The 25,054-nt window shown below is 61.9% G+C and carries 24 protein-coding genes and 1 pseudogene; 12 read left to right on the forward strand and 13 right to left on the reverse strand.

Going from position 1 to position 25,054, the window contains the following annotated elements; all coding sequences use genetic code 11:
* Window positions 1-10: 10 nt before the first annotated feature.
* The 4 genes and pseudogenes from accB to C0058_RS03155 form a co-directional block, all read right to left on the reverse strand.
* On the reverse strand, window positions 11-472 hold the full coding sequence (gene accB / locus C0058_RS03140) for an acetyl-CoA carboxylase biotin carboxyl carrier protein (protein ID WP_003217309.1): 462 nt from the start codon (window positions 470-472) through the stop codon (window positions 11-13).
* Window positions 473-497: 25 nt separating this feature from the next.
* A complete protein-coding gene (aroQ, locus tag C0058_RS03145; protein WP_003217307.1) occupies window positions 498-953 on the reverse strand; it encodes a type II 3-dehydroquinate dehydratase in 456 nt (151 codons plus the stop codon).
* 264 nt (window positions 954-1,217) lie between these two features.
* A pseudogene (locus C0058_RS33185) lies at window positions 1,218-1,712 on the reverse strand (methyl-accepting chemotaxis protein); the annotation flags it as partial.
* A gap of 1,519 nt (window positions 1,713-3,231) precedes the next feature.
* On the reverse strand, window positions 3,232-4,902 hold the full coding sequence (locus C0058_RS03155) for a PleD family two-component system response regulator (RefSeq protein ID WP_102368013.1): 1,671 nt from the start codon (window positions 4,900-4,902) through the stop codon (window positions 3,232-3,234).
* Window positions 4,903-5,176: 274 nt separating this feature from the next.
* On the opposite strand from C0058_RS03155, the gene C0058_RS03160 reads away from it, so the two are divergent.
* The 5 genes from C0058_RS03160 to C0058_RS03180 all read left to right on the forward strand — a co-directional run bounded on the left by C0058_RS03160 (window position 5,177) and on the right by C0058_RS03180 (window position 10,623).
* Window positions 5,177-6,244, forward strand: a complete 1,068-nt coding sequence (locus C0058_RS03160) for a DUF2333 family protein (protein ID WP_003217301.1) — start codon at window positions 5,177-5,179, stop codon at window positions 6,242-6,244.
* A gap of 2 nt (window positions 6,245-6,246) precedes the next feature.
* A complete protein-coding gene (locus tag C0058_RS03165) occupies window positions 6,247-6,783 on the forward strand; it encodes an NUDIX hydrolase (protein ID WP_008439015.1) in 537 nt (178 codons plus the stop codon).
* A gap of 297 nt (window positions 6,784-7,080) precedes the next feature.
* Window positions 7,081-7,452, forward strand: coding sequence for a translation initiation factor Sui1 (locus tag C0058_RS03170; protein WP_003217297.1), 372 nt, complete (start codon window positions 7,081-7,083; stop codon window positions 7,450-7,452).
* Between the two features lie 212 nt (window positions 7,453-7,664).
* The gene (speA, locus tag C0058_RS03175) at window positions 7,665-9,578 is read left to right on the forward strand and encodes an arginine decarboxylase (protein ID WP_003217295.1); all 1,914 of its coding nucleotides are present in this window, start codon (window positions 7,665-7,667) and stop codon (window positions 9,576-9,578) included.
* 181 nt (window positions 9,579-9,759) lie between these two features.
* Window positions 9,760-10,623, forward strand: a complete 864-nt coding sequence (locus C0058_RS03180) for an alpha/beta hydrolase (RefSeq protein ID WP_102368014.1) — start codon at window positions 9,760-9,762, stop codon at window positions 10,621-10,623.
* Here C0058_RS03180 and C0058_RS03185 read toward each other — a convergent pair.
* The 3 genes from C0058_RS03185 to C0058_RS03195 all read right to left on the reverse strand — a co-directional run bounded on the left by C0058_RS03185 (window position 10,607) and on the right by C0058_RS03195 (window position 13,012).
* Window positions 10,607-11,953: an MATE family efflux transporter gene (locus tag C0058_RS03185; RefSeq protein ID WP_102368015.1), complete on the reverse strand. Its 1,347-nt coding sequence runs from the start codon at window positions 11,951-11,953 to the stop codon at window positions 10,607-10,609. The two genes, C0058_RS03180 and C0058_RS03185, sit on opposite strands and share 17 nt — an antisense overlap.
* Window positions 11,954-12,117: 164 nt before the next feature.
* Window positions 12,118-12,420, reverse strand: coding sequence for a DUF6124 family protein (locus C0058_RS03190; RefSeq protein WP_087693105.1), 303 nt, complete (start codon window positions 12,418-12,420; stop codon window positions 12,118-12,120).
* Between the two features lie 301 nt (window positions 12,421-12,721).
* Window positions 12,722-13,012 (reverse strand): hypothetical protein, encoded by a 291-nt coding sequence (locus tag C0058_RS03195; protein ID WP_003212934.1) that lies wholly within the window; start codon window positions 13,010-13,012, stop codon window positions 12,722-12,724.
* 162 nt (window positions 13,013-13,174) lie between these two features.
* On the opposite strand from C0058_RS03195, the gene C0058_RS03200 reads away from it, so the two are divergent.
* The 5 genes from C0058_RS03200 to C0058_RS03220 all read left to right on the forward strand — a co-directional run bounded on the left by C0058_RS03200 (window position 13,175) and on the right by C0058_RS03220 (window position 17,610).
* A complete protein-coding gene (locus C0058_RS03200) occupies window positions 13,175-13,480 on the forward strand; it encodes a MazG-like family protein (RefSeq protein ID WP_017478435.1) in 306 nt (101 codons plus the stop codon).
* Window positions 13,477-14,226, forward strand: a complete 750-nt coding sequence (locus C0058_RS03205) for a methyltransferase domain-containing protein (protein ID WP_076017967.1) — start codon at window positions 13,477-13,479, stop codon at window positions 14,224-14,226. The genes C0058_RS03200 and C0058_RS03205 overlap by 4 nt, the downstream gene beginning before the upstream one ends.
* A gap of 24 nt (window positions 14,227-14,250) precedes the next feature.
* Window positions 14,251-14,856 carry a DUF4136 domain-containing protein gene (locus tag C0058_RS03210; RefSeq protein ID WP_008439011.1) on the forward strand — a complete coding sequence of 202 codons (606 nt, stop codon included), beginning with the start codon at window positions 14,251-14,253 and terminating at the stop codon, window positions 14,854-14,856.
* 45 nt (window positions 14,857-14,901) lie between these two features.
* Complete coding sequence (locus C0058_RS03215; protein ID WP_003212927.1) at window positions 14,902-15,459, forward strand: DUF4136 domain-containing protein; 558 nt, start codon at window positions 14,902-14,904, stop codon at window positions 15,457-15,459.
* A gap of 129 nt (window positions 15,460-15,588) precedes the next feature.
* Entirely contained in the window at window positions 15,589-17,610 is a 2,022-nt protein-coding gene (locus C0058_RS03220; protein ID WP_250884790.1) for a pilus assembly protein TadG-related protein, read from the forward strand.
* Here the strand turns inward: C0058_RS03220 and C0058_RS03225 are convergent.
* On the reverse strand, window positions 17,607-20,354 hold the full coding sequence (locus C0058_RS03225) for a PAS domain-containing sensor histidine kinase (RefSeq protein ID WP_102368017.1): 2,748 nt from the start codon (window positions 20,352-20,354) through the stop codon (window positions 17,607-17,609). The genes C0058_RS03220 and C0058_RS03225 overlap by 4 nt on opposite strands.
* Entirely contained in the window at window positions 20,351-20,791 is a 441-nt protein-coding gene (locus C0058_RS03230; protein ID WP_003212919.1) for a TadE/TadG family type IV pilus assembly protein, read from the reverse strand. The genes C0058_RS03225 and C0058_RS03230 overlap by 4 nt, the downstream gene beginning before the upstream one ends.
* Window positions 20,792-20,862: 71 nt before the next feature.
* On the opposite strand from C0058_RS03230, the gene C0058_RS03235 reads away from it, so the two are divergent.
* Both C0058_RS03235 and C0058_RS03240 read left to right on the forward strand, forming a co-directional pair.
* A complete protein-coding gene (locus C0058_RS03235; RefSeq protein WP_003212917.1) occupies window positions 20,863-21,348 on the forward strand; it encodes a prepilin peptidase in 486 nt (161 codons plus the stop codon).
* Between the two features lie 114 nt (window positions 21,349-21,462).
* On the forward strand, window positions 21,463-22,251 hold the full coding sequence (locus C0058_RS03240) for a response regulator transcription factor (protein ID WP_003212915.1): 789 nt from the start codon (window positions 21,463-21,465) through the stop codon (window positions 22,249-22,251).
* Here the strand turns inward: C0058_RS03240 and C0058_RS03245 are convergent.
* From C0058_RS03245 to C0058_RS03260, 4 genes are read right to left on the reverse strand one after another with little or no spacing between them, the layout of a single operon-like run.
* Window positions 22,248-22,520: a DUF3613 domain-containing protein gene (locus C0058_RS03245; protein ID WP_008439006.1), complete on the reverse strand. Its 273-nt coding sequence runs from the start codon at window positions 22,518-22,520 to the stop codon at window positions 22,248-22,250. The two genes, C0058_RS03240 and C0058_RS03245, sit on opposite strands and share 4 nt — an antisense overlap.
* Before the next feature lie 22 nt (window positions 22,521-22,542).
* Window positions 22,543-23,265 (reverse strand): tetratricopeptide repeat protein, encoded by a 723-nt coding sequence (locus C0058_RS03250; protein WP_032899853.1) that lies wholly within the window; start codon window positions 23,263-23,265, stop codon window positions 22,543-22,545.
* Between the two features lie 11 nt (window positions 23,266-23,276).
* Complete coding sequence (locus C0058_RS03255; protein WP_102368018.1) at window positions 23,277-24,161, reverse strand: type II secretion system F family protein; 885 nt, start codon at window positions 24,159-24,161, stop codon at window positions 23,277-23,279.
* 1 nt (window position 24,162) lies between these two features.
* Entirely contained in the window at window positions 24,163-25,047 is an 885-nt protein-coding gene (locus tag C0058_RS03260; protein ID WP_003212908.1) for a type II secretion system F family protein, read from the reverse strand.
* Window positions 25,048-25,054: the final 7 nt, after the last annotated feature.

Below are 25,054 nucleotides of genomic sequence, written 5' to 3' on the forward strand. Positions count from 1 at the left end.
GCTCCGCGGTTCAAACGATGGTGAACAGCGGCTGGTCGTACTCAACCGGCTGACCGTTTTCTACCAGGATGGATTCGATGACGCCGGCTTTTTCAGCCGTGATGTGGTTCATCATCTTCATCGCTTCAACGATGCAGATGGTGTCGCCCACTTTCACGGTTGCGCCGACTTCAACGAAGGCTGGCGAGGTCGGTGCCGGGGTGCGGTAGAAGGTACCGACCATTGGCGACTTGACCACGAAACCGTTCAGTTTTGGAGCCGCAGGGGCTTCGGCAGCAGCCGCGACCGGAGCAGCCGCCACGGGTGCAGCGGCCGGAGCCGGCGCTTGCATCTGTGGTGCGTAGAACTGTTGGGCCGGGGTCTTGCTGTGACGGCTGATCCGTACGGACTCCTCGCCTTCCTTGATCTCCAGCTCGTCGATACCGGATTCTTCCAGCAGTTCGATCAGTTTCTTAACTTTACGGATATCCATGAATCATCAACTCCCAAAGGGTCGGTCAGGGGCGCTTGGCCGTGTCTTCAAGCTGTTCCAGGGCGGCCTCCAGGGCCAGTCGGTAACCGCTGGCGCCAAGGCCGCAGATCACTCCTACCGCAACGTCGGAGAAGTAAGAGTGATGGCGGAAAGGTTCGCGTTTGTGCACGTTCGATAAATGCACTTCGATGAATGGGATGCTCACCGCCAGCAGCGCGTCACGTAATGCAACGCTTGTGTGCGTAAAAGCGGCGGGATTGATCAGGATAAAGTCCACGCCTTCGCTGCGCGCGGCATGGATGCGATCAATCAGTTCGTACTCGGCATTGCTTTGCAGGTAGAGCAAATGGTGGCCGGCATCACGTGCCCGTCGTTCCAGATCGAGGTTGATCTGTTCGAGGGTCACTGCCCCGTAGACGCCCGGTTCGCGGGTGCCGAGCAGGTTCAGGTTGGGTCCGTGAAGAACCAGTAAGGTCGCCATCGGCTGTTCCTTGTTATTGATGTGGGCACGGTAGAACCCGGCGACTATGCCGCAAAGGCTTTGTGACTGTCCAGTTCTATGCAGTAGGCAGCACGATTAGCGAGGATTGCGCAAAATATGTGACCGCAAGGCTGAATCCGGTCAGTGTGGGAGCTGGCTTGCCTGCGATGGCGGTGGTTCAGCCGCCACATGCGTTGACGGGTGCGCCGCCTTCGCGAGCAAGCCCGCTCCCACATTTTGATCTTCACAAGACGGGAGAGCCGGTCAGACGCGGAATGCCTGCACGGCGGTGTTGAGTTGCCCGCCTAGTACCAATAAGTGCTCGCCCTGGCGGCGTCCCTGGCCAATTCGCAGCAAGTTGTCCTCGCCCAACTGGTGAATCCTCTCACTGTTATCGCGGATTTCACTCACGGCGCCACTTTGCTGGGCCGTCACATCGGCGATCCGCACGGCGGTGTCGGAAATGGTCTGGATCGCCCCGACGATTTCATCCAGCGCACCGTCAGCCGCCTGGGCTTGTTCGGCAGTGGCCTCGGCGTGTTCGACCTGGGCACGCATGCCTTCCACCGATTGCCGGGCGGCGGTTTGCAGGCCGGCGATCAGGTGCTGGATTTCGGCGGTGGCGCCAGCGGTGCGCTGGGCCAGGGAGCGCACCTCATCGGCCACCACGGCGAACCCGCGCCCAGCTTCACCGGCCCGGGCGGCTTCGATGGCGGCGTTCAGCGCCAGCAGGTTGGTCTGGTCGGCAATCGAGCGAATCACCGTGAGAACGCCGCCGATGGTCGCGGACTCTTCGGCGAGTTTCTCGATCATCTGCGCATTTATCTGCACTTCGCCGACCAATGCGTGCAACCCGGTCAGGCTCAGGCCGATCACCCGTTGGCCCTGCTCGACGGCCTGGCCCGCGCTGCGGCTGGCCTCGGCAGCCTGGCTGGCGTCGCCGGCAACCTGCTGGATAGTCGCTTCCAGTTCGCCCAGGGAATCGCGAATCTGCGCGGTGTCACCGGCCTGGCGCTCGGCACCGTCGTGCATGCCGCTGCTCAATTCGGCCAGGGCGCTGCTGCTGCCGGCCACTTGCTCGGCGTTGCCTCTGATGGTGCCCACCAGGTCCACCAGGTAGGCGCGCAGGCGGTTCAGGGACTCTTCGATATCGTGCAGTTCGCGGTTGGTCTTGCCCAGGGCAATGTGTTGGCTGAAGTCACCTTCGGCCCAGGTGGACAAGGCCGGCGCCAGGTTGGTCAGCACCCGCGCCAGGCGCCGCTGCAAGGTGTCGATCAAGAGGGCGATCAGCAGAATCAGGCCGATCATCACGCCTTGCATCAGCCGCACTTCGCCCTGGATCTGCGCGTGCTGGGCGCGCACCACAGGCTCCAGCCCGGCGATGGCTTGCTGCACGGCGTTGATTTTCAAGTGGGTGGCGGTGGCCAGTTCGGTGCGTTGCTGGATTTGTTCGCGGGTGCGTTTCAGCTCGGCGGGGTAGCGGGTCAGCAGGCTGTTGAGTTCGCGCTTGAGGTCGACGCCGGTGTCCTGGGCCACGGTTTTTTCAGTGTTTTCCAGGCCCATCATGGCCGAGAAATCGTCGGTACTGGACTCGCTGCTGGCGGTCACCCCCAGTAATGGCAGCTGCCCCAGCACGTCAGCCTGGCTGCGGATATTACTGACTTCGCGCTCCACATCGTCAGCCAGTTCGCTGCGCCCGCTGCTCACCAGCTTGTCCCGGGCCAGGGAGAGTTTCGCCAGGTGCTGGGACGCAGCGAGCAACGGCGGCAGATAGCGCGCCGCCTCGGGCGTACTGACGCCGCTGGCGTACTGGTTCAGTTGCTCCAGGTTGGCACCGAGTTCGCGTTCGGCTTGCAGCAACAGGGCTTGCGGGTCGCCGGCCAGCTTACCGGCGGCCAGCAGGTCGGTCTTGCCGAAGGTGTCCAGGTCGGCAAGGCTGGGACGCAGGTTTTGCGCCAGCTCTGCGGGTAACTCATCCAGCTGCTGCAACAGGTTTTCCAGGCTCTGGCTGGCGCTGCTCAGGCGCAGGGCGTCGCCGCTGGCGAGGTAATCGTCGATATTGCGCGCGGCCTGGTTCTGGAACGTCTGCGACAGGCCAAGGTAGCGCTCCATCAGCAGGTAAGGCCGTTCCAGGGCACGTTGCGACCACCAGAGCGTAGCGCCCAGGGCCAGGCAAACGGCGACCAGAAGGAGGGTGTTCAGATTCGTCAGCAGCTTCAGGCGCATGCGTGGTTTCAACCGACAGCAGAAGTAAGTGCCTGAAGTTATTGCGTTTCCATTACAGAGTTATGACGGATTCGGTGGATTCCGGTGAAAAGGTGGCACTTTGCTTTGGTGCGCGCGCCGACATCACCCGGTTACGCCCGGCATCCTTGGCGCGGTACAGCGCCTCGTCGGCCTGGGCCGCCATCATCAGGCTGTCGGAGCCGTCGCAGAGCTCCACCACGCCGGCACTGAACGTGCACCACAAATCCTGGGGCTGGGCGGGATAGTGAATCTCGGCGAAGCGCCCGCGAATCTCGTCAAGTACTTGGCAAGCCCTGTCGAGGTCGGTGTCGGGCATCACGATGGCAAATTCTTCGCCGCCGTAACGGCCTATATAGTCGGTCTTGCGCAGGCGCTGCTTGAGAAACAGCGCGAGGCTCTTGATCACCCGGTCGCCCATGGGGTGGCCGTGGCTGTCGTTGACCCGCTTGAAGTGGTCGATGTCGAGCATCGCAAAACTCAGCGGCTTGCTCTCGCGGCGCGCGCGGAAGCTGCAGTCTTCGAGCAGTTGCAGGATGTGGGTGTGGTTGTACAGCCCGGTGAGGCTGTCGCGTACCATCCGCGCCTTGAGGTTGCGTGCCCGCGCGGCGCGGTTGCGTACGGTGGTGATCAGGTGCCGGGGCTTGATCGGCTTGGTGAGGAAGTCGTCGCCGCCTTCGCTCATGGCGTCCAGTTGCTTGTCCAGGTCGTCTTCGGCCGAGAGATAGATGATCGGCACGCTGACGTAGCGGTCATTGTGACGGATCACCTTGGCCAGCTCGGTACCGGTGCAGGCCGGCATATACATGTCGAGGATGATCAGGTCGGGCTGGAAGTCCGCCAGCTCGGCCATGGCCTGGATCGGTTCGATCAATGTGCGGGTGACGATGCCGGCGCTGTTGAGCAGGCGCTCGGTGTGCATCGCCTGGGCCCGCGAGTCGTCGATGATCAGCACTTTATAAGGTTCGTACTGGGCGACGCAGGTCAGCACTTCGATTTTTTCCAGCAGGCTCGACGCCTCCAGGGTGCCGGTGAGGAACTCCTGGCCGCCGGCGCGCACGGCGGCCAGGCGGGTGGGGGTGTCGGTTTCGTGCAGGCTGAAAAACAGCAGTGGCAGCTTTTGCTCCAGGCCTTCCTGAGCTTCGGCGGCGAGCTTCAGGCCGAGGCCGGCGCCGCAAAAATCCACATCCATCACAATGGCCGCCGGCAAGCGCTCGGCCATGGATGAGCGAAACGCCGCCACGCTGTCGAGGGACTGGGCGCTCAAGCCGAAAAATTCCAGCTGCTTGGCCAGGCGGTCGGCGCGGTCGTGATCGGCCAGCATCACGTAGATCGGCTTGCGCATCGGCGGCAGCAGGGTTTGTTCCAGCTGGTCGCCCTGGCGCAGCCCGGTGCGCGACAGGCGCTGCATCAAACGGTTGAGTTCGGTGATCAGGTGGCTGCTCAGGCGGCCGCGGTTGTCGTCCACCGCCTTGAGTGAAGCGCCGATCTGGTGCGCCAGCTGGCCGTGTTCCGGCTGCTCGAAGCGCTCGGCAAAACGCAGCAGGCGCAGGTTGGCCTCACTGAGCTCGGACAAGTCAGTGGTCGACCATTCGCTGCGTTGCAGGCGCTGCCAGATCTCAAGAATTTGACGTGCCTGATGAATTACCCGCTGGGCAAAATGGTGCTTGAGACGCTCACGGCTGGGGTCTTCTGGCTCGGTCATATCCTGACTACTAGTTAGGCTGCATGCTGAGGTCGAACTGATGGCTCTATGCTAGCACCTCTTTTCCGTTGCACGAGTGTCATACGTCAATTAACTGCAAGGTCGCAGAGATTCATTTATCGACCATGCAGTCGCGCGGGCGTAAACAGCGTGCATCCTTTATAGTCGAACCGCGTACTCGCGCCACCCTGGCTAAAAGCGCCGCACTGCTCGGCACGATGGGGCAGGGTTGTGGTCGTAGCTATTGAACTCAAGTGATTGAAAGGATATCGCCATGCTGGACTGGAAAAACCGCGCAGGCAGTGCAAAGGGCCCGGCCCCTGAAACCAAGTCGGCCCCCCGCAGCTATTTCCGTAACCTGCTGATGAGCCGCGCGTTGCTCTCGCTGGTTGCGTTGTACCTGTTGGTCACCGGTGCCCTGGGTTGGTACTGGAGCGAAGAGCCTGCGTTGTTCCCGGTCCAGCAGAATGCGCAAATTGCCGCCGAGAAGGATGGCAAGCAGATGGTGGTGGGCTTTACCACCGTCGAAACCCTCAAGACGGTGGTGGGCACCCTGCTGAACAAGCCGGGTGGCTACATTTCCAACGACCGTTTCCCGCCGGGCCTGTGGATGGACAACATGCCGAGCTGGGAGTACGGCGTACTGGTGCAGGTGCGTGACCTGACCCGTGCCCTGCGCAAGGACTTCGCCCGCTCCCAGTCGCAGTCGGCGGAAGACGCAGACCTGGCCAAGGCCGAACCGCGCTTCAACTTCGACAACAAGAGCTGGGTGCTGCCGTCCAGCGAGTCGGAATACCAGGAAGGCATCAATTCCCTGAGCCGCTACGAAGCGCGCTTGTCCGACCCGAATCAAAAAGGCGCTCTGTTCTATGCACGTGCCGACAACCTCAACAACTGGCTGGGTGATGTGGCGACCCGCCTGGGCTCGCTGTCGCAACGGCTGTCGGCCAGTGTGGGCCGGGTCAAGCTCAACACCGCGCTGAAAACCGAAGCGCTGGCGCCGGGTGAAGTGCCGCAGGTCGACGAAGAAGTGGTGGAAACCCCATGGATGCAGATCGACAACGTGTTCTACGAAGCCCGCGGCCAGGCCTGGGCCCTGTCGCACCTGCTGCGCGCCATTGAAGTCGACTTCGCCGATGTGCTGGCCAAGAAGAACGCCACCGTCAGCGTGCGCCAGATCATTCGTGAGCTGGAAGCTTCGCAAGAGCCGGTATGGAGCCCGATGATTCTCAACGGCAGTGGCTTTGGCATCCTGGCCAACCATTCGCTGGTCATGGCCAACTATATTTCCCGGGCCAACGCTGCAGTGATCGACCTGCGTCAGCTCCTGAACCAGGGTTGATGATGGACGCTTCCACCAGGGAGGCAGCGCACCGCGCCGCCTCCGACGCCGAACTGATTGCCTGGGTCGACGAGCAGGACAACCTGCTCGGCAGCCTCGTACGTTCCGATCTGCGCCGGCGCGGGCTGATCGGGCGCTGCACCTTTATCTTCCTGTTCAACTCGGCCGGTGAGCTGTGTGTGCACCGGCGCACCCTGAGCAAAGCCATGTACCCGGGTTTCTGGGACACGGCGGCGGGCGGAATGGTGGCGGCCCACGAGTCCTATGCCGAGTCGGCGGCCCGTGAGCTGGAAGAGGAGCTGGGTGTCAGCGGCGTCGAACTGACCGCCCACGATCACTTCTACTTCGAAGACGGCGACAGCCGGCTCTGGTGCACCTCGTTCTCGGCCGTGTGGGACGGGCCGCTGCGAATCCAGCCGGAAGAAGTCATGGAAGCGCGCTTTCTGCCCCTGGCCACGGTGCTTCAGGAGGCCGAGCAAAAGCCCTATTGCCCGGATGCCCAGGAAGGGTTGCGTCGTTATTTGGCCCTGCGTCGCTAAAGTTGCATAAATTGGCGCCATTTGGCTCTTAGCAAGGGGCGTTTTTGCCGTTACACTGCGCGCCTTTTCAGGCTGAACCGCTGTTGTTCCACCCTGTAGGAGCGAGCTTGCTCGCGAAAAACGTAAGCACGACGCGTGCTGTCTGAAGGCCCGCGTTATCGTTGACGACCTTCGCGAGCAAGCTCGCTCCTACAGTGGTTTGAACATCGGCGGCTCAGTAGCGCTGCCCCTGCCTGAGTGGGGCTTCGCGGTCGATGACCCCATCGATCAGTCTTTGTCCTCCCAAGAGGATTGCCGGTGGCCAAAAAAGCCGCATCCTTCGCCGCCCTTGGTGGCCTGGTATTTTCCACCGACGCAGGTCGACACTGCCCGGACTGTCGCCAGCCCGTGGACGCTTGTACCTGCAAAACAACCCTGATTCCCGAAGGCGATGGTATTGCCCGCGTTCGTCGCGAGAGCAAGGGCCGTGGCGGCAAGACAGTGACCACCATCACTGGCGTGCCCCTGGCCGAAGAAGCCTTGAAGGAACTGGCCACCACGCTGAAAAAGCGCTGTGGCACCGGTGGCGCCCTGAAAGACGGCGTGATCGAGATCCAGGGCGACCACGTCGAGTTGCTGTTGGCCGAGCTGATCAAGCTGGGTTACAAGGCGAAGAAATCCGGCGGCTAGCAGCCTCTGTGAAAACCACCCCGATAGCCCGCTGGCTGAACGCGAACTGTCGTCCCCATGGTTTTCACAGAGCCTGTTCCTGACTGGTGTCTAAACTCTGTCCTGCAAGTGGGGTCTACCCCTCTCACAGGCAAATCGTCATTTTCATTCTTTAGACTGCGCCAGCCTCTGATCAGGCCGGTGCACTTCGACTTCATTTATAGGGGACTTCGATGTCCGTACGACGCACACGCAAAGACGATGGCAGCCAATGGACAGTTGCGGACAGCCGCAGTGTTTACGGGATTCGCCATTGGGGGGCCGGGTATTTCGCGATCAATGATGCCGGTCGCGTTGAAGTCCGTCCGAACGGCCCGAACAGCACGCCTGTGGACCTGTACGAGCAAGTCGACGAGCTGCGCAAAAGCGGCCTGTCCCTGCCGTTGCTGGTGCGCTTCCCCGACATCCTGCAAGACCGCGTGCGCCAGCTGACCGGCGCGTTCGACTCCAATATCGAGCGCCTGGAATACCAGAGCAAATACACCGCGCTGTACCCGATCAAGGTGAACCAGCAGGAAGCGGTGATCGAGAACATCATCGCCACCCAGGACGTGTCCATTGGCCTGGAAGCCGGCTCCAAGCCCGAGCTGCTGGCCGTGCTGGCCCTGGCGCCGAAAGGCGGCACCATCGTCTGCAACGGTTACAAGGACCGTGAGTTCATCCGCCTCGCGCTGATGGGCCAGAAGCTGGGCCACAACGTGTTCATCGTGATCGAGAAAGAATCTGAAGTCGGCCTGGTGATCGAAGAAGCCGCCAACCTCAAGGTCAAGCCTCAGGTGGGCCTGCGGGTGCGCCTGTCTTCCCTGGCGTCGAGCAAGTGGGCGGACACCGGCGGCGAGAAATCCAAATTCGGTCTGTCGGCGGCGCAATTGTTGTCGGTGGTCGAGCGCTTCCGCGCGGCGGGCCTGGACCAGGGCATCCGCCTGCTGCACTTCCACATGGGTTCGCAGATCGCCAACCTGGCCGACTACCAGCACGGGTTCAAGGAAGCCATTCGTTACTACGGCGAACTGCGCAACCTCGGCCTGCCGGTAGACCACATCGACGTGGGCGGCGGCCTGGGCGTGGACTACGACGGTACCCACTCGCGTAACGCCAGCTCGATCAACTACGACATGGACGACTACGCCGGCGTGGTCGTGGGCATGCTCAAGGAATTCTGCGACGCGCAGAGCCTGCCGCACCCGAACATCTTCTCCGAGAGCGGCCGTTCCCTGACCGCCCACCACGCCATGCTGGTGGTGCAAGTCACCGACGTCGAGAAACACAACGACGACGTGCCGTTGATCGAAAACAAGGAAAGCCTGCCGGAAACCGTGCAATGGCTGGTGGACCTGCTGGGCCCGACCGACATTGAAATGGTCACCGAAACCTACTGGCGCGCCACTCACTACATGAGCGACGTGGCAACCCAGTACGCCGACGGCAAGATCACCCTGGCCGAGAAGGCCCTGGCTGAACAATGCTACTTCGCCGTCTGCCGCCGCCTGCACGACTCGCTGAAAGCCCGCCAGCGTTCCCACCGCCAGGTGCTGGACGAACTCAACGACAAGCTGGCCGACAAGTACATCTGCAACTTCTCGGTCTTCCAGAGCCTGCCGGACACCTGGGCCATCGGCCAGGTGCTGCCGATATTGCCGCTGCATCGCCTCGACGAAGAACCGCTGCGCCGTGCGGTGCTGCAGGATTTGACCTGCGACTCCGACGGCAAGATCAAGCAGTACGTGGATGAGCAAAGCATCGAGACCAGCTTGCCGGTGCACGCTGTGAAAGAAGGCGAGGACTACCTGCTGGGGATCTTCCTGGTGGGTGCCTACCAGGAAATTCTCGGCGACATGCACAACCTGTTCGGTGACACCGACTCGGTGAACATCTACCAGCGTGACGACGGTTCGGTGTACAGCGCCGGGATCGAGACCCACGACACCATCGAAGACATGCTGCGTTACGTGCACTTGTCGCCAGAGGAGTTGATGACTCACTACCGTGACAAGTGCGCCAGCGCGAAGATCACGGCGGCGGAGCGGACTCAGTTCCTGGATGCGTTGCGTCTTGGTTTGACGCGTTCGTCGTACCTGTCTTCGTAAGGACACCGCTTCCAGGCTGACAAAGATCTCAATGTGACAGAGATCCAGTGTGGGAGCGGGCTTGCTCGCGAAGGCGGTGTGTCAGTCGATACATGTGCAGACTGATACACCGCCTTCGCGAGCAAGCCCGCTCCCACATTTGGATCGCCGCAAGTCCTGCAGTTTTTATAGGGCCTGAATAATGTCGAAAAAACTCCTGCAAGTGTTCACTCTGGCCATCGCGACGCTGCTCGCAGCCTGCTCCCCGATCAAAGTGCTCAACGCACTCACCCCCACCAGCACCTTCACCAAAACATCCGCCATCGCCTACGGCGATGACCCCCGCCAGAAACTCGATATCTACCGCCCCGTCACCGCCTTGCCCGACGCGCCCGTCGTGGTGTTTTTCTATGGCGGCAGCTGGAACAGCGGCTCAAGGGATGACTACGGTTTCGTCGGCGAAGCCCTGGCTTCGCGCGGCATCGTGGTGGTGATCGCCGACTACCGGCTTTACCCGCAAGTGCGCTACCCACTGTTTTTGCAGGACGGCGCCCAAGCAGTCGCGTGGGCGTATCAGCACAGTGCCGAATACGGCGGCGATCCCCGCAAGCTGTATGTGATGGGCCACAGTTCCGGTGCCTACAACGCCGCAATGCTGGCGCTGGACCCGCAGTGGCTGGCCGGGGTTGGCCTGTCGCCGTCAGTCTTCAAGGGATGGATCGGCCTCGCCGGGCCGTATGATTTCCTGCCGATTGAAAACCGCGATGTGCGGCCGGTGTTCTTCTACCCGGACTCGCCGCCCGATTCCCAACCCATCAACCACGTGAGCCAAAGCGCACCCCCCAGCCTGTTGATTGCTTCGGTGGACGACAACCTGGTCAACCCCAAGCGCAACACCGGCGGGTTGGCGAAAAAGCTGCGAGCGGCGGGTGTGCCGGTGGAGGAGTTCTACTTCACCAGGACCAGCCACGCCACATTGGTGGCGTCGATGTCCCGGCCGCTGCGCTGGCTGGCGCCCGTGTTGGACCGGGTCACGGCTTTTATCACGTTCACGCCGGGCCAGTAAGCCAGCGGTCCTGTTTGTTCAGGCGCCAGGCAATTGCCCACAGCGTCAGGCTGCGCAGGGCCATAAACAGCAGGAAGGTTATCCACAATCCGTGGTTGCCAAGGCCCTGCAAGGCCCAGGCGAAGGGCAGCACAATCACCACCGTCAGCAGCATGCCGTTGCGCATTTCCCGGGCGCGGGTGGCGCCGATGAACAGGCCGTCCAGCAGGTAGCTCCACACGGCGATCAACGGCAGTACGGCGAGGTAGGGCAGGTAGATGTCGGCGGTTTCGCGCACGCTCGGGATATCGGTTTGCATGGCGATAAACAGGTGGCCGAACACGGCGAACAGGATCGCGAAGCCGACACTCGCCAGCAACGACCAACCACAGGCCACCACCAGCGAGCGGCGCAAGGCCTGGCGGTCGTGGGCGCCGATGGCGTGGCCGCACAAGGCTTCCACGGCGTGGGCCAGTCCGTCCAGGGCGTGGGCCGTCAGCAACAGACCATTGAGCAGCAGCGCATTCGCCGCCACCGTGGCATCCCCCAAGCGAGCGCCTTGCACGGTGATCATGAAAAACACCGATTGCAGGGCCAGGCTGCGGATGAAGATATCGCGGTTCACCGCCAGCAGCGGGCGCCAGCTTTGCCACAGCTTGAGCGTGGCCCAGGCGATATGGCCGGGGTAGGCACGCAGGGCTTTTTGGGTAAGGGCCAGGCCGAGCAGGGCCCCGGTCCATTCGGCGATCACCGAGGCGCGGGCCGAGCCGACCACGCCCCAATCCAGGCCCAGCACGAACCACAGGTTGAGGGCGATGTTGACGAGGTTGGTGGTCAGCAGAATCGCCAGCGGCGCGCGGGCGTTCTGGGTGCCGAGGAACCAGCCCACCAGCGCGTAGCTGGCCAGAGCGGCGGGCAGGCCGAAGAGGCGGGTGTGGAAGAATTCGCGGGTCAGTTGGTTCAGCTCGGGCGAGGGCTGCATCCAGTCCAGCACCAGGCCGCTTAACGGAATGCCGATGCTGCCGAGCGCTACGGCCAGGCCCAGCGCCAGCAACAGCCCCTGCAACAGAATCTGCCGCAGCGCGGCCCCGTCACCGCGCCCGGCAGCCTGGGCGGCAAAACCGGTGGAGCCCATGCGCAGGAAGCCCATGGCCCAGGCGAGGAAGGTGTACAGGCTGGCGCCAACGGCCACGGCGCCGAGTTGGTGGGCGTGGGGCAGGTGGCCGATGACCATGCTGTCCACCAGCGCCACCAGTGGTACGGAGATGTTCGACAGGATCATCGGCGCGGCGAGGGCCCACACGCGGCGGTGGGTAGGGCGGTCGCGCCAGTCGGTTAGCAGGGAAGTCATGCGGGCTCCTTTGGGGAGCGGTAGTGTAACTGTCCATTAGCTGCGCCGCAGGGCCAATGTGGGAGCGGGCTTGCTCGCGAAAGCGGTGTGTCAGTCGCCGGATGTATTGGCTGATCCACCGCTTTCGCGAGCAAGCCCGCTCCCACATTTTTGACCGCGTAGTGTCAGGTTTTGCGCGGGTGCAGGCATTCGATGGAGCGGTCGACGGTGGTCTTGGCAATTTCCAGCAAGTGCCAAACGGCCAGGATCTTCGCGCGCTGCGGGCTTTCCAGCAGTTCGCCGCAATCAAGCGCAGTCGCCGAGGCGCTGCTCAGCAAGCTGGCGGTGTAGAGCAGGGAATCTTCGAAGCTCAGGTCTTCGTTGATGGTGTGGAAGCCTTGGGATGGCAGGTAATGTTCGAGGGCGCGATTGAAGGCGGCGCGGTCGTTGAGGAGGTCGCTGGGTGGATCGGGGACAACCTTATTCATCGTGTAGCTCCTGTCTGCAGAAGGAGCCGGCCCTGTCGCGACTAAACGAAGGGTGGCGGCTATACGCAGGTTAGTCGACCGGTCAGACAGGAAAACTCCGGCGCACCCGAAGGTGCCCTGCGCACAGCCACCATAAAACCTCATGGGAGACATGCGCCTGTCTGAACTCGGGCGACTAAACCCGATCACTGATATGCAGTGAAGGGCCGAAGACTAGCCACCCATCCCAACAGGCACAAGGCCGAAAGATTGTCTCGGAAACGTCCCTCAAATTAAAGGGATTTACCCTGCTGGCCCTTTATTAATGCACCACCCAGCTGAGCACCCACAGCCCGAGCATCAACCAGATAATCCCCATGATGATCGAAGCCCGCATAAACGCGCGCACCGCCGAGTACAACAGCATCAAGCCGATAATCAGCATGAGGATGCTGATGATCGAGGTGTCCATCCCCAAGGATCTGGACAGCCCGTCGACAAAGTCGCCGCCCGCGTGGGACAGGGTATTGAACAGCCCGCTGAACAACTCGACGATAAAGTGGATGATCTGGCCGATCTTGAGACCCAGCCATCCGAAAAAGTCTGTTTGCATGTGTGTGTCCTGATAAGACGGTGGGCGTAGCTGCCGAACCTGAGCCTTTGTTCGTTATTGGCCCAAGCTAGTTCCCTTCTAGCATAGAGGTTTACGGGCCGCAGGGATTCACTTGCCTTCGCGCGGCTTGCGCCCGAAGCTATACACCTTCAGGAGCCCCCCATGAACCTCGATCACCTCACCGAACGCCTGCACCGCATCCGCGATACCAACGACTGGAAGCAGTTCCACAGCCCCAAGAACCTGGCCATGGCCGCCAGCGTTGAAATGGCCGAGCTGGTGGAGATATTCCAGTGGTTGAGCGAAGACCAGTCGCGCCAGTTGCCCGCCGACAAACTCGCCCATGCCGGCCAGGAAGTCGGTGACATCGTGCTGTACCTGCTGCTGTTGTGCAGTGAATTGGGGTTGGACATGGATCAGGTGGTACAGGCCAAGCTGGCCGACAGCGAACGGCGGTTTGCCAAATGAGCGACCGTCATTTCGACCAGTTGGCCACCCGCTTTGCCGAGAAGATCTACGGCGGCGCCAAGGGCGCGATTCGCCTGGCGGTGCTGCAAGCCGATCTGATTGAAGCGCTGCCGGACCGCCCGCTGCGGGTACTGGATATCGGCGCGGGGCTGGGCCATATGTCGCTGTGGCTGGCCGAGCGCGGCCACGATGTAACCCTGGCCGAACCCGCCGAGCCGATGCTCGAAGGCGCCCGCCAGCGTTTCGCCGAAGCCGGGCAGACAGCCACCTTCATTCAGGCACCCTGGCAGGACCTGCTGGGCCAACTCACCGAGCCCTACGACCTGGTGCTGTGCCACGCCGTGCTGGAATGGCTGGCCGAACCCCATGCGATCCTGCCGGTGCTGCACCAGTTGACCGCGCCCGGTGGCTGGCTGTCCCTGGCCTTCTATAACCGCGATGCCTTGATTTACCGCAACCTGCTCAAAGGCCACTTCCGCAAAATGCGCAAGAACGATATGGCCGGCGAAAAGCAGAGCCTCACGCCGCAACAACCCCTGGACCCACGGGAGTTGGCGACGCAACTAGAGGGCCTGTGGCAGGTCGAAACCCAAAGTGGCGTGCGGGTGTTCCACGACTATATGCCGGTGGAATTCCAGGCCCGCGCCGAGTTGCAGGATTTGTTGGAGATGGAGCTCGCACACCGTCGTCACCCAAGCTTTGCCGGACTTGGGCGTTATTTGCACTGGATCTGCCGTCCGGTTTAAGCGGCCCAGTCTGCGGAGGTCGAAATGAAGCGCTGTCTTGGACTGATCCTGCTGGGCCTGGGCCTGGCGGGTTGCCAAAGCCCCAACCCGTATGTGGCGGCATCTGCCCCGATGCCGCCGGCGCCTGCCCAGGCGGCCAACACCTTTGATGCCAGCGCCTACCCGGCGCCGGTGCGCGACTACGGCGCCTACCGCAGTTGGGCCTGGCTCAACAACCAGCTGCCGGCGGGCTCGGCCTGGGCGGATTCGGCGCAGATTGCCGAGGCGGTCAGCGGCGCCCTCGACCAGCGCGGCCTGCGCCCCTTGCATGACAACCGCGCCCCCGACCTGCTGGTGAGCGCCGACGTGCGCCTGGAAAAACGCCTGCGCCAGGTCCAGGACGACTATGGCTACGGTTACGGCGGCTATAACCGCTACGGCAACGGCTACGGCATGTACAACACGGTGCCGGTGGTACGCACTTATGAAGTGACGGTGGCCGTGGCGCGCATCAGCCTGTTCGACGCGCGCACCCGCCAGCCGGTATGGAGCACCAGCGCCGAAACCACGAGCCAGGGCAGCCTCAGCGAGCGCGCCGACTCGCTGCGTGAGGCGATGCAAAAGGCAATGACTGCCTACCCACCCAGTTAGCAGCTATTCTCATCTCAGGCCCGGATTGTCTTTTGGAGAAAAACCATGCTTCGTCGTATTGCTGCACTTGCTGTTGTTGTGTTGCTGGGCGGTTGCCAGACCAGCCAGGTCAACCATGATTTCGACGCCAGCCGGGACTTTGGCGCCTACCGCAGCTGGAGCTGGAAAGAACCCGCGCTGCAATACCGCCCGGATGACCCGCGGATCAAGAGTGACCTCACCGAACAGCGCATCCGCCAGGCCGTGGGCGAGCAGCTCGACCAGCGTGGCCTGCGTCCTGCCGCGCCGGGCACCAAGGCTGACCTGAATGTACAGACCTACCTGATCGTCGAAGACCGCCAGCAACAAGTCACCACCAATTACGGCGGCGCCTGGGGCGGCCCGTGGAATGGTTACTGGGGCGCGCCGATGTATAACGAAACCCGCAACATCACCTACAAGGTCGCGACCATCCAGATTGACTTGCTCGACGGCAAGGATGGCAAGCTGGTGTGGCGTGGCAGCGATGAGCAGATCCTCGCCAGCTCGCCTGAACCCCAAGACCGCAGTGCCGCTATTCGTGCCACGGTGACCAAGGTGCTTTCCAACTACCCGCCGCATTGATCGCCTGATCAGCCCTCCGCCAGTCGTCGATCTATGGCGACTGGCCTGCAGCCCCCGCCGCTCTTGACTACACTCCCAAGCAACACAGGAGAGTAAGCGCTCGGCAGTGTGCCGGCAAAGGAGTGCTCGATGTCTCTTCGACTTCGTTCCGGTCACCACGCCGGGCCTGCAAGGCAGCGCGGTGCGGTTGGCTTGGTGGCGGTCTTGACCCTGGGCATGGTGCTGGTATTCATGTTGCTGGTGGTTGATAGCAGCCGTTTGTACCTGGAAAAACGCCAGTTGCAGGGGATTGCCGATATGGCGGCACTGGAGGCAGTGCAGCGTAAGGGGGATTGCCTGCCCGCCACCAATACCGCGCCCACCTATGCCGGTGCCAGCGCGGTGCGCAACGGTTATGTCATCCCGCCGGCAAACGCCCTGATAGTGAAATGCGGCGTGCTGACCACCGGCGCCACCAACCAGCGGGTGTTCTCCGCAGACGCGACCAAGACCGATGCCATCCAGGTGACTGCCTCGCGCCCGATCATGACCAGCGTTGCCGGGGGGGTCTGGGCGTTGTTCAGTGGTAGCGGCTACAACTTCAACACCCAGTTGTCTGCCGTCGCGGTGGCGGCGCCGAAGATCCTGCCGCCTCAGGCGCAACTGACGATCAAATCGACCCTGGTCACTGTGGATTCGAGCAAATCAGCAGCACTGAACCTGTTGTTCGGCCAACTCTTGGGCGGCTCACTGAACCTGAGCGTGGCAGGCTGGCAGGGCCTGGTAGACACCAACATCAACTTGCTCAGCTACCTCAACCAGCTGGCGTTGAACGTGGGCGTCACGGCCGGAGCCTACGATCAACTGCTGACCAAGACGGTCAAGATCAGTCAACTGGTCGACGCAGCCATTACGGTGCTCAGTGCCGGAGGCAATACAGCCAGCGTGGCGGTCAGCGGTCTTACCAGTATCAACGCGATAATCGGCAACCTTGATGTCACCCTGGGCAGCCTGCTGCAGCTGCAAACGGGGGCGGTGTCGGCGGGGCTGAATACCAGCCTGAATGTGTTCCAGCTGGCCGAAGCCTTTGTGCAATTGGCCAATACCAAGAACGGGGTGGTGGCGACCATCCCGGTGAATATTCCGGGCCTGGTGAATGCAGGTGTTCAGGTCAAGGTGATTCAGCCACCGCAGTTGTCCGCTATTGGCGATCCGCGGTTTGCCGTGGATAAAACTTCAGCAACCCGCATTTACGTAAAAACGGCTCAGATCAGCGTCGGCCTGACGTTAGGGTTGCCACCGCTGGACTCTCCCGCGGTGCAGGCCGCCCTGAACGGCTTGATCGGGCCACTTTCGGACGTTTTGAACAACTTGTTGAGCTTGAACCTGGGAGGCACCATCAGCTCGGTGCTGTGTGTACTGGGTGGTTATTGCCAGATGACGAATTTGCAGGTGCTGTCGTCATCCTCAAACCCGCCGGCCGCCAGGATAGATGTGGTCCTTCAACTGGGCACGGCTGAAAGCTATGTCACCGGGTTTACCTGCGTCAGCGACGCTACCAAGACCCTGACCACCCAGACCAATGCCTCGATCGTTACCGTGCAAATTGGCCAGAGCCCGCAACTGATCAACGCGTTTAACAGCAACACCACCCTTAATCCGATTCCTCCAGTGCCGGTGGTGGATATCGGATCCATTACCTGTTTCAAACCCTTGCTGGGCCTGGGGCCTACCACTTGTGATCCGTCCACCCGCAAAGCGTTTTACGGGGGCGGCCTGGGCTTGAGCGTCAACAGTCCGGTGGGCGCTGCGACAAGTGCCTTGCCCCCCCACACGTACCTCCAACCGCCGGAAATCAACCTGCCGCCGCAGTACTACGCCTCATCGACAGCCAGCCTTCTCAGCGCGATCAGTAACGCGTTGAGCGGTATCCAGTTCCAGGTCTACAAGCCAACGGGGTTCAATCTGCTGGGAGGGTTATTGACGACGGCGGGCACAGTGCTAAACGGGCTCAACAGCACCTTGGGCACCGTGATTGGCGGAGTGCTCAGCCCTATTCTGGACCCGGTGGTGAACAGCCTGTTGTCGAACCTTGGGGTTAACCTGAACGCGGTGGAAGTGGGCGCCAACCTCAGTTGTCGGCCGCATGGGCAAGCGGCTCTGGTGAATTAGGCTTCAACCACCGGCAGCTCCACACAGAACTTCGCCCCATGCTCGCTGTTGGCGACGCTCAACCGGCCGCCCATGTTCTCGACAATGCCGTAGCTCACTGACAACCCGAGGCCGGTGCCCACGCCAATCGGCTTGGTGGTGAAGAACGGCTCGAAAATCCGCTCCAGCAGCCGCGGGTCAATCCCGCCGCCGTTGTCCTCGACCCAGATGCGTACGTGGCGGCTGTCGTGCTCGATCTGCACCGAGATCCACGGTTGCAGGTCGCGGTCGTGTTCGCGTTTGCTCAGCAGGGCATCGCGGGCGTTGACCATCAGGTTGATCAGCACCTGCTCCAGCTGGTCGACATAGCCTTTGACCTGCACCGTCACGTCTAGCTGTGCCACGCGCAGGTCCACGCCTTTGCCGCGCATGCCTTCACTGAGCAGCGACAGGGTGCCTTCCACCGCTTGCGCCGGGTTGAAGGGCTGCTGTTCGACTTCCGAACGGCGGCCGAACACCCGCATGTGGTCTACCACGCGGGCTGCGCGCTGGACCTGGGAGTCGATACGCTGGAGTTTTTCCGTCAGGTAGTCGATTTGTGCATCACCGTTGCTCAAGCGCTTGAGCACGTTGACGATGGCCATGCGCATCACATTCAACGGCTGGTTGATCTCATGGGCCAGGCCGGTGGCCATTTCGCCGAGGGTGGCCATTTTGGCGCTTTGGGTCAGTTGCTGCTGGGAGCGGCGCACTTCGGTGTTGTCGCGGCCCACGGCCTGCACTTCCTGCAATTGGCCCTGTTCGTCGAACACGCCCCGGTCCGACCACACCCACCAGGCATGTGTGTGCCCCGGCAGTTGCAGGCTGATTTCGGCGGTGCTCACCGGGAATTCCGGGGTGAGCTGGCGGATGCGCAGTACAAACGCCTCGTGTTGTTCGTCCGACAACCATTGGCTGAGGTTCATGCCCGGCAGCTGTCCAGGCAGGCATTCCATGTAGTTGGCCAGGGGCGTGTTGCCGAAGGTCAGGGTCAGGTCCGGAAGGTAGCGGCAGATCATGGCCGGGGAGTCTTCCACGAGGATTCGATAGCGCTCCTCGCTTTCCTTGACCCGTTGCGCCGCCAGGGTCGTCTCGGTCACATCCAGCCACAGGCCCACGGCTTCCACGGGCAACCCGAGGTCGTCGCGCAGCAGCCGGGCTTCATCCAGCAGCCAGTGGTAATTGCCCTGTGTGTCGAGCACCCGGTAGCGACTGCGCACGCTGCCTTCGCGCAGCAGTTGGCGGGTACGGTCGAAGTAGAGGTCGCGGTCTTCGGGGTGGATCCACTGGTTCAGCGTCGCCGGGGTGAAGTCGGCCAGGGTGCGGCCAAGCAGCGGCAGCAAACTGTCGCTGAAGAACACCGGTTGCAGCGTGCCCTCGACGTAGCGCTGCACATAGATCACAGCCGGGGAACTGGCGATCAGGTTATCCAGGCGTGCGTGGGCGGCGGCGGCCTGTTGCTCCTGGTTTTTTATGTCGCTGATGTCGAGCATGAAGCCCACCAGGCGGCGATGCTCACCCGAGCCCAACGCTTGCCCCTGCACGCGATACCAGATGGGGTTAAGCGCCGCGTCGGCACGTTGCAGGCGCACGCTGGTGGACAGCGGTTTGCCCAGGGTCTTCAGGTCTTGCAGGCGGCTGGCGAGTTCTTCCCGGTCGGCAGGGTGAATCAGCTTGAGCCACATGGGTAGCGACAGCGGTGTGATGGCCTCGCCTTGGCTCAGGGTGTGCAGCAGCGGTGGGGCGAGTTCGAGGTCTTCAGTGTGTGGGGACAGCTCCCACCAGCCGGTGCCGAGCAATCCTTGCAGCGCGTCGAGGCGTTCCAGCTGCTGTTGATGGCGCAGTTCGCGCAGGCGGCCGAGCAGCGGTGCCGCGAGGGCGGCGGTCAGTTGCAACCAGTCACGGTCGCTGGTGTGTTCCTGGCGGTGATACACCCCGCACAGCAGCCATGCGCCCACGCCCAGTCCGTCGCGGTAGGGCACCAGAAAACCATCGGTATTGCCGAACAGGCCTTGCAGGCGTGGGTGTTCGCTGTGGCCACGGTTTACCTCCAGGCTCACTGGCGCCGTGCCGCCCAGGCTGTCGAGGCTGGAGCCCAGGGCTTGGCCGTTGCTCCAGAGTACCGGCGCATCGTGGGCGGTGTAACAGCCCTCGATGCACCACGCCTGGCCCTGCTCATCCAGCAAGGCGATGGCGACGCAGGGGATGTGCCAGTGCTGGGAAATAGCCTGCAGAGTGTCTTGCAGTACTTCGGGCAGGCGCACCAGGCTGCAGACCCGCAGTTGCTCGCTGATCTGGTCGCTCACCCGTTGATTGTGTTCGCGCACCTGGGTGAGTTGGCGATGGGCAATCAGGTCGCCAATGTCCAGCAATTGCAGGAGCCAGCCCTTGCCTTCGGGTTGAACCCAGCCACGGGTATGCAGGGTTTGCCCGGCGAGCCCCTTGAGCTCCAGGTCCAGGCTTTGCCCCTGCCAGTCGCTGGGCGTGCCCTCGATCACCAGGCGGCTCGCCGCAGTGAGGTAGTCGAGCAGCGAGGGTGCCTGTTGCTGTTGCGCAGCGGGGTGTTCGAGTCGATGGCGAAGCGGGCCATGGACATCCATTACGCGGCCCTGGGCGTCCAGGTAGAACAACAACGCGGCGGTTGCCGGGATCGCTGCCGGTGCGTCAGCAGGCAGCTGGTTGCCACGTCCGAGCAGGCGGCCGAAGAGTTTATCGCCTGAGGTCAAAACTGCATGCTCGACTGGGCGGACAGCATGGGAGGCAGGGCGGGGACGGTACCGATGCCTGGCAGTACCAGGAACGGCAGCACACTTTGGAGGCTGGACGTCGGGTAGTTGATGTACACCGTCAACACGCCTGACGAGTTGTAGACGGCCGTCACGTACCCGGGAAGGAATTTGAACTGGGAGGGGATCCACGCCAGTTGTGCCTGCGCCGCACTGACGGCCTGCAGCGGCAGTGCCGTGACGTAGCCAGGCGTGGCGGGGTCCAGCGCGACGCTACGTCTTACGCCTTCGGCGGCGGCCTGGGTAAAGGACTGCATCAGCAATAACGGCAAGCTGTAGCTGACCAGGCCATAAAAAATGGCAAAAAAAATCATGAAGACCATCGCGAACTCCAGCGCGGCGGCACCTTTTTGCTTTTTAGCGAGGCCTTTTTTCATGACTCGTCTACCCTGACTACTACTACCTGATATCAGCATAGAATCATTCAGCAAAAAGGGATTTTTTTTACGTGATTCAAAGCCTCGTCCTGGTCGTTTGGCTCGCGCTGTGCGCTGTGCAAGATATCCGTCTACGTCAGGTCTCCAACCGTTTGACCCTCGGCGCAGCCTTGCTGGCGTTGGGTTACCTGTTCTGGAGCGGTACGACCTGGCTCGGTGCACCGGCTGTCGAGGGCGGTGTGGCCTTTGTCCTGGCGTTGTTGTTCACCCTGCCGGGGTACGCGCTGGGCCGCCTGGGCGCCGGTGACGTGAAGCTGATCGCGGCATTGGGGCTGGCAACCGACTACCTCTACGTACTGGGCACTTTTATCGGCGCCGGCCTCGCGAGCGCAGCCTGGCTGTTGCTGGCGCCCAGGGTGTGGCCGCTGATGAATCAAGGGCTTAGGAATACCTTGCAGTACCTTGATCCGGCACATTCGGCCAGGCAGCCGTTCGTGCCTTTTTTACTGATTGGTTTTTGCCTGTCCTGGTTTTGGATCCCATTAGTCGCCACGTAGGGTATCGCTATGTACATAGTAGGAAAGTACGTCTACGTTTATGGGTAAGTTGCATAGGAAAAATGGTCGGAATGGATACATCGGTCCTTTTGCTTGCCAGGCATGGAGTAGCGCGTGAACAAGCTTACCTCTCAAGTGAAAGTGCTCGTGGTGGACGATCAGCCTTTGATCGTGGAAGAGCTTTGCGAATTTCTTGAAAGCAACGGTTACCGTTGCGTCCCTTGCGCATCCAGCCAGGAAGCCATCGAGCGTTTTCGCGACGATGCCGAGATCGGCCTGGTGCTGTGCGATCTGCATATGCCCGAGATGGATGGCATCGAACTGGTCCAGGCCCTGCAACACCTGGCCGGCAAGCAACGGGTCTTTGAGGCCATCATGCTGACCGGGCGTGCAGACAAGCAGGACGTGATCAAGGCCTTGCGCGCCGGGATTGCCGATTACTACCAGAAGCCGATCAATTTGGGCGAGCTGCTCGAAGGGTTGCAACGCCAGGTGGTCGCGCTGCAGGACCGACAGAAAGATCTCGACCTGGGGCACCTGAACCAGAAGCTGCAGTTTCTCTCGGCGTCCATCGATGACCTTTATCATGACCTCGACAAGGTGCGCAGCAGTCCGCAATCCGGCCTGTCGACTGAAGCCGAGGGTGAAGTCAGCGACACTGACCGGGTTGAAATACCGGCGATCTTCAATCAGTTGTCGCCCCGCCAACTGGATGTCGCAAGGCTGGTAGGCAAGGGCCAGACCAACTACCAGATTGCCTGTGAGCTGGGCATCACTGAAAACACCGTGAAACTCTACGTGTCCCAAGTGCTGCGCCTGACCCATATGCACAACCGAACCCAGTTGGCGCTGGCGTTATCGCCGAACAATTCTGCGGCGCGCCAGCGCGTCACTGCGCATTAGTTGTTGCTGCCTGGGGTGTTGCCGCCCAGTTTCTGGTCGTAGTACTCAGGAATAGGGTGTTTGTAACTGTCCAGCAGGCGTTGCATGGCCTGGTCGCGTTCAGCGGGCGTGGCCTTCTGCCGGATGGGAGATGCGCGTTCGCCACTGACCTGCAGTTGCAGCCAGCCTTCGGTCTGTTTTTGCTGTGGCGAAGAAGGCCCCGGCTCAATAGCCAGCACCGTCAGCGGCAGGCTGGCGAACAGCAGCGTGGCGAGCAGTGTGAATTTCATCGTGTGTACTCCCTTTAGAGACCTATTTGACCGGCGCTTGCAGCACGTCGCCTACGGTTGCGACCTGATCTTTTGGCGCTGTCGTCGGTGAGACGGGCGCCTTGAGTTGCTGCGCCCGGGCCTGGGCTTGCGTCACTTGTTCCGGGCTCAGGCCCATGCGGCTGGCCACTTGTGCGGCTTGTTCCCAGTTGTCCTGGTAGATCATCAGCGTCACCAGATTGATCGCCGCCAGTTGATCGCTCTGCTTGAGCTCCATGGCCGTCAGGAATTCGAAGCGTGCATCTTCCACGCGCCGTTGATTGAGGTACACCACGCCCAGGTCGTTGCGGATTTTCTCGTCGGTGGGCGACATCCTGGCCGCGCGTTGCAAGTGCGCCATGGCCTGGCCGTTGTCTCCCCTGGCCGCTGCCAGCTGGCCGAGCCCGTGCTCGCCTTCGGCAGCCATGCAGGTGCCGAGCAGGCTGCGGTACAACGGTTCGGCTTCGCTGCGGCCCAGCAGGCGGTACACCTTGGCCTGGCGCTGGCGCACCTGGGGCAGGTTGTCCGGCAGGTTTTGCAGGTTGGCCAGGCTGGCGTGCAGCTTGCCCTCGTTGGCCATGTCGTCGGCCAGGTTCAGCGATAACTCCTGATTGGAGTTGGGCTTGGCACAACTGCCCTGCGCGCTGAAACCCGCCCACGGCAGTTGCCCGTTACTGGCGCAACCACTTAACAACAACAGGCTGCAGGCGACCATCAATGTCTTCATTGCATGTCCTCTCAAGGCACGAAGGCTTTGGCGATGGCGATAAAGCCAGGGCCGGCCAATACGATCAGTAATGCGGGAAACAGGAACAGCATCATCACCACGGACATTTTGGCGGACATCTTGGAAATGTATTCCTGCAGGCGGGTCAGGCGCCGGTCATCCAGCAACTGCTTGAGCGATTGCAGCGACTTCATCGCCCCGCCGCCCTGATGCAGAAGCTGCTGGAGGATCAGGCACGTGTCGCTGAGTTCATCGACGTCCAGCATCTGGCTGGCCTTGTTCAATTCCTCCCCCAACTCCAGCCCGGAATCGACGCGTGCCAGCACCAAGCGCAGTTCGGCGGTCAGTACCGGCAGCAACTTTTGCGCGTCGTAGGCCATGACCCGCAGCGCCTGCTCCACGGCCATGCCTGACTCAAACAGAATGCGCACCAGGGGGATGAAGGTCGCTACTTCCCGGGAGATTTTCCCCTGGCGCCTTTTGGCGAGTGCCACCAGTATTCGCTTGGGCAGCAGGTAGCCGATGATCAGGCCCAGCAGGAAGATCACAAACTCATGCTCGGTGCCGGGAAAGAACAGCTCCAGTGTCATCGCGGTCAGCCCCAGCAAAACTATCGGTGAACCGATCTGGCAAGCGGCGAACATCGAGCGTTGGCTGGTTTTTCTCCAGCCCATGCGGTTGAGCAGGATTTGGGTTTCGTTATCGAGGCTGATGGTGCGCTGGCCGATCCGGGTGCTGCCCAACTGGTGCAACCACTCACTCATTTTGTCATTGCGGCTTGGCTCGCCCTGCAGCCGCTGGGCGACCACGCGTTGTTGACGACGACTGCTCAGGATATTCGCCAGCAGCAGTGATAACGCGGCAAGAAACAATACGGCACTGATCAGTATCGCCATCTCAGATACTCCGCAACATGCGCCACAGCGCCACGCATCCGATGACTTGCAAGGCGAACGCACCGAGCATCAGGCGTTGGCCGCTGTGGTCATCCCACATGGCCATCAGGTACGTCGGATTAACGAGCAGGAAGTAGCCCGCGACACTCACCGGCAGTACCGCCAGCACCAGCGCGGTCACCCGGGTTTCACCGGTCATGGCGCGTAATTGCCGTGCGCCCTGGTCGCGCTCGCGGATCATCTTGATCAGGTTTTCCAGCAGCTCACTGGCGTTGCCGCCGTAGCGGTGGTTGACCTTGAGGCCCAGGGCAAACAGGCGCAATTCATCCTGTTCATAAAACTCGGCATAGTCATGAGCGGCCTCCGGCAGGCTGACACCCAATTGCACATTGCGCTTGATACGGCCCATGGACTTTTTCAACGGGTCGTCACTGGCATCGATTCCGCTCAGGATGGCGTCCGCCAGGGTGCGCCCGGATTTCAGGCTGCGTACGGCGTGATCGAGCAATTGCGGGAGTTGTTCGATCATCCGGCGCAGCCGCCGCTGGTAGCGTACGGCGATGTACAGGCGCAGTGCCAAGGGCGGTGCCGCCACCATCACAAACAAGCCTATCCACTGGCCCACGAGCCCCCCCAGCAGGGCGCCAAAGGCCCACAGGGTCAGCCACAGGCCGAGGCGCTCAGTTGGCCGGCCGAGGCCTGCACGGATAAACGTGCGTTCCAGGCTGGTGGTCACCGCGTTGTCTTTCATGGCCTGGGGTTGCCCTTCGGCCAGGCGTTCCAATACCCGGTCGGTCTGGGCCTTGCGCAAACCGTTGCGCATCAGGCCTATCCCCAGCACCAGAAGGGCTACGGCGAGTAGGGCGAGCAGAATCGGACCGATCATCGGGTTG

This window comes from Pseudomonas sp. NC02 (assembly GCF_002874965.1).
Classification (GTDB): Bacteria; Pseudomonadota; Gammaproteobacteria; order Pseudomonadales; family Pseudomonadaceae; genus Aquipseudomonas.

Coding starts and splice junctions, on each gene's coding strand:
- accB (WP_003217309.1), bottom strand. CDS start 472: ATGGATATCCGTAAAGTTAAGAAACTGATCGAACTGCTGGAAGAATCC.
- aroQ (WP_003217307.1), bottom strand. CDS start 953: ATGGCGACCTTACTGGTTCTTCACGGACCCAACCTGAACCTGCTCGGC.
- C0058_RS03155 (WP_102368013.1), bottom strand. CDS start 4,902: ATGACCGAGCCAGAAGACCCCAGCCGTGAGCGTCTCAAGCACCATTTT.
- C0058_RS03160 (WP_003217301.1), top strand. CDS start 5,177: ATGCTGGACTGGAAAAACCGCGCAGGCAGTGCAAAGGGCCCGGCCCCT.
- C0058_RS03165 (WP_008439015.1), top strand. CDS start 6,247: ATGGACGCTTCCACCAGGGAGGCAGCGCACCGCGCCGCCTCCGACGCC.
- speA (WP_003217295.1), top strand. CDS start 7,665: ATGTCCGTACGACGCACACGCAAAGACGATGGCAGCCAATGGACAGTT.
- C0058_RS03180 (WP_102368014.1), top strand. CDS start 9,760: ATGTCGAAAAAACTCCTGCAAGTGTTCACTCTGGCCATCGCGACGCTG.
- C0058_RS03185 (WP_102368015.1), bottom strand. CDS start 11,953: ATGACTTCCCTGCTAACCGACTGGCGCGACCGCCCTACCCACCGCCGC.
- C0058_RS03190 (WP_087693105.1), bottom strand. CDS start 12,420: ATGAATAAGGTTGTCCCCGATCCACCCAGCGACCTCCTCAACGACCGC.
- C0058_RS03195 (WP_003212934.1), bottom strand. CDS start 13,012: ATGCAAACAGACTTTTTCGGATGGCTGGGTCTCAAGATCGGCCAGATC.
- C0058_RS03200 (WP_017478435.1), top strand. CDS start 13,175: ATGAACCTCGATCACCTCACCGAACGCCTGCACCGCATCCGCGATACC.
- C0058_RS03205 (WP_076017967.1), top strand. CDS start 13,477: ATGAGCGACCGTCATTTCGACCAGTTGGCCACCCGCTTTGCCGAGAAG.
- C0058_RS03210 (WP_008439011.1), top strand. CDS start 14,251: ATGAAGCGCTGTCTTGGACTGATCCTGCTGGGCCTGGGCCTGGCGGGT.
- C0058_RS03215 (WP_003212927.1), top strand. CDS start 14,902: ATGCTTCGTCGTATTGCTGCACTTGCTGTTGTTGTGTTGCTGGGCGGT.
- C0058_RS03220 (WP_250884790.1), top strand. CDS start 15,589: ATGTCTCTTCGACTTCGTTCCGGTCACCACGCCGGGCCTGCAAGGCAG.
- C0058_RS03230 (WP_003212919.1), bottom strand. CDS start 20,791: ATGAAAAAAGGCCTCGCTAAAAAGCAAAAAGGTGCCGCCGCGCTGGAG.
- C0058_RS03245 (WP_008439006.1), bottom strand. CDS start 22,520: ATGAAATTCACACTGCTCGCCACGCTGCTGTTCGCCAGCCTGCCGCTG.
- C0058_RS03250 (WP_032899853.1), bottom strand. CDS start 23,265: ATGAAGACATTGATGGTCGCCTGCAGCCTGTTGTTGTTAAGTGGTTGC.
- C0058_RS03255 (WP_102368018.1), bottom strand. CDS start 24,161: ATGGCGATACTGATCAGTGCCGTATTGTTTCTTGCCGCGTTATCACTG.
- C0058_RS03260 (WP_003212908.1), bottom strand. CDS start 25,047: ATGATCGGTCCGATTCTGCTCGCCCTACTCGCCGTAGCCCTTCTGGTG.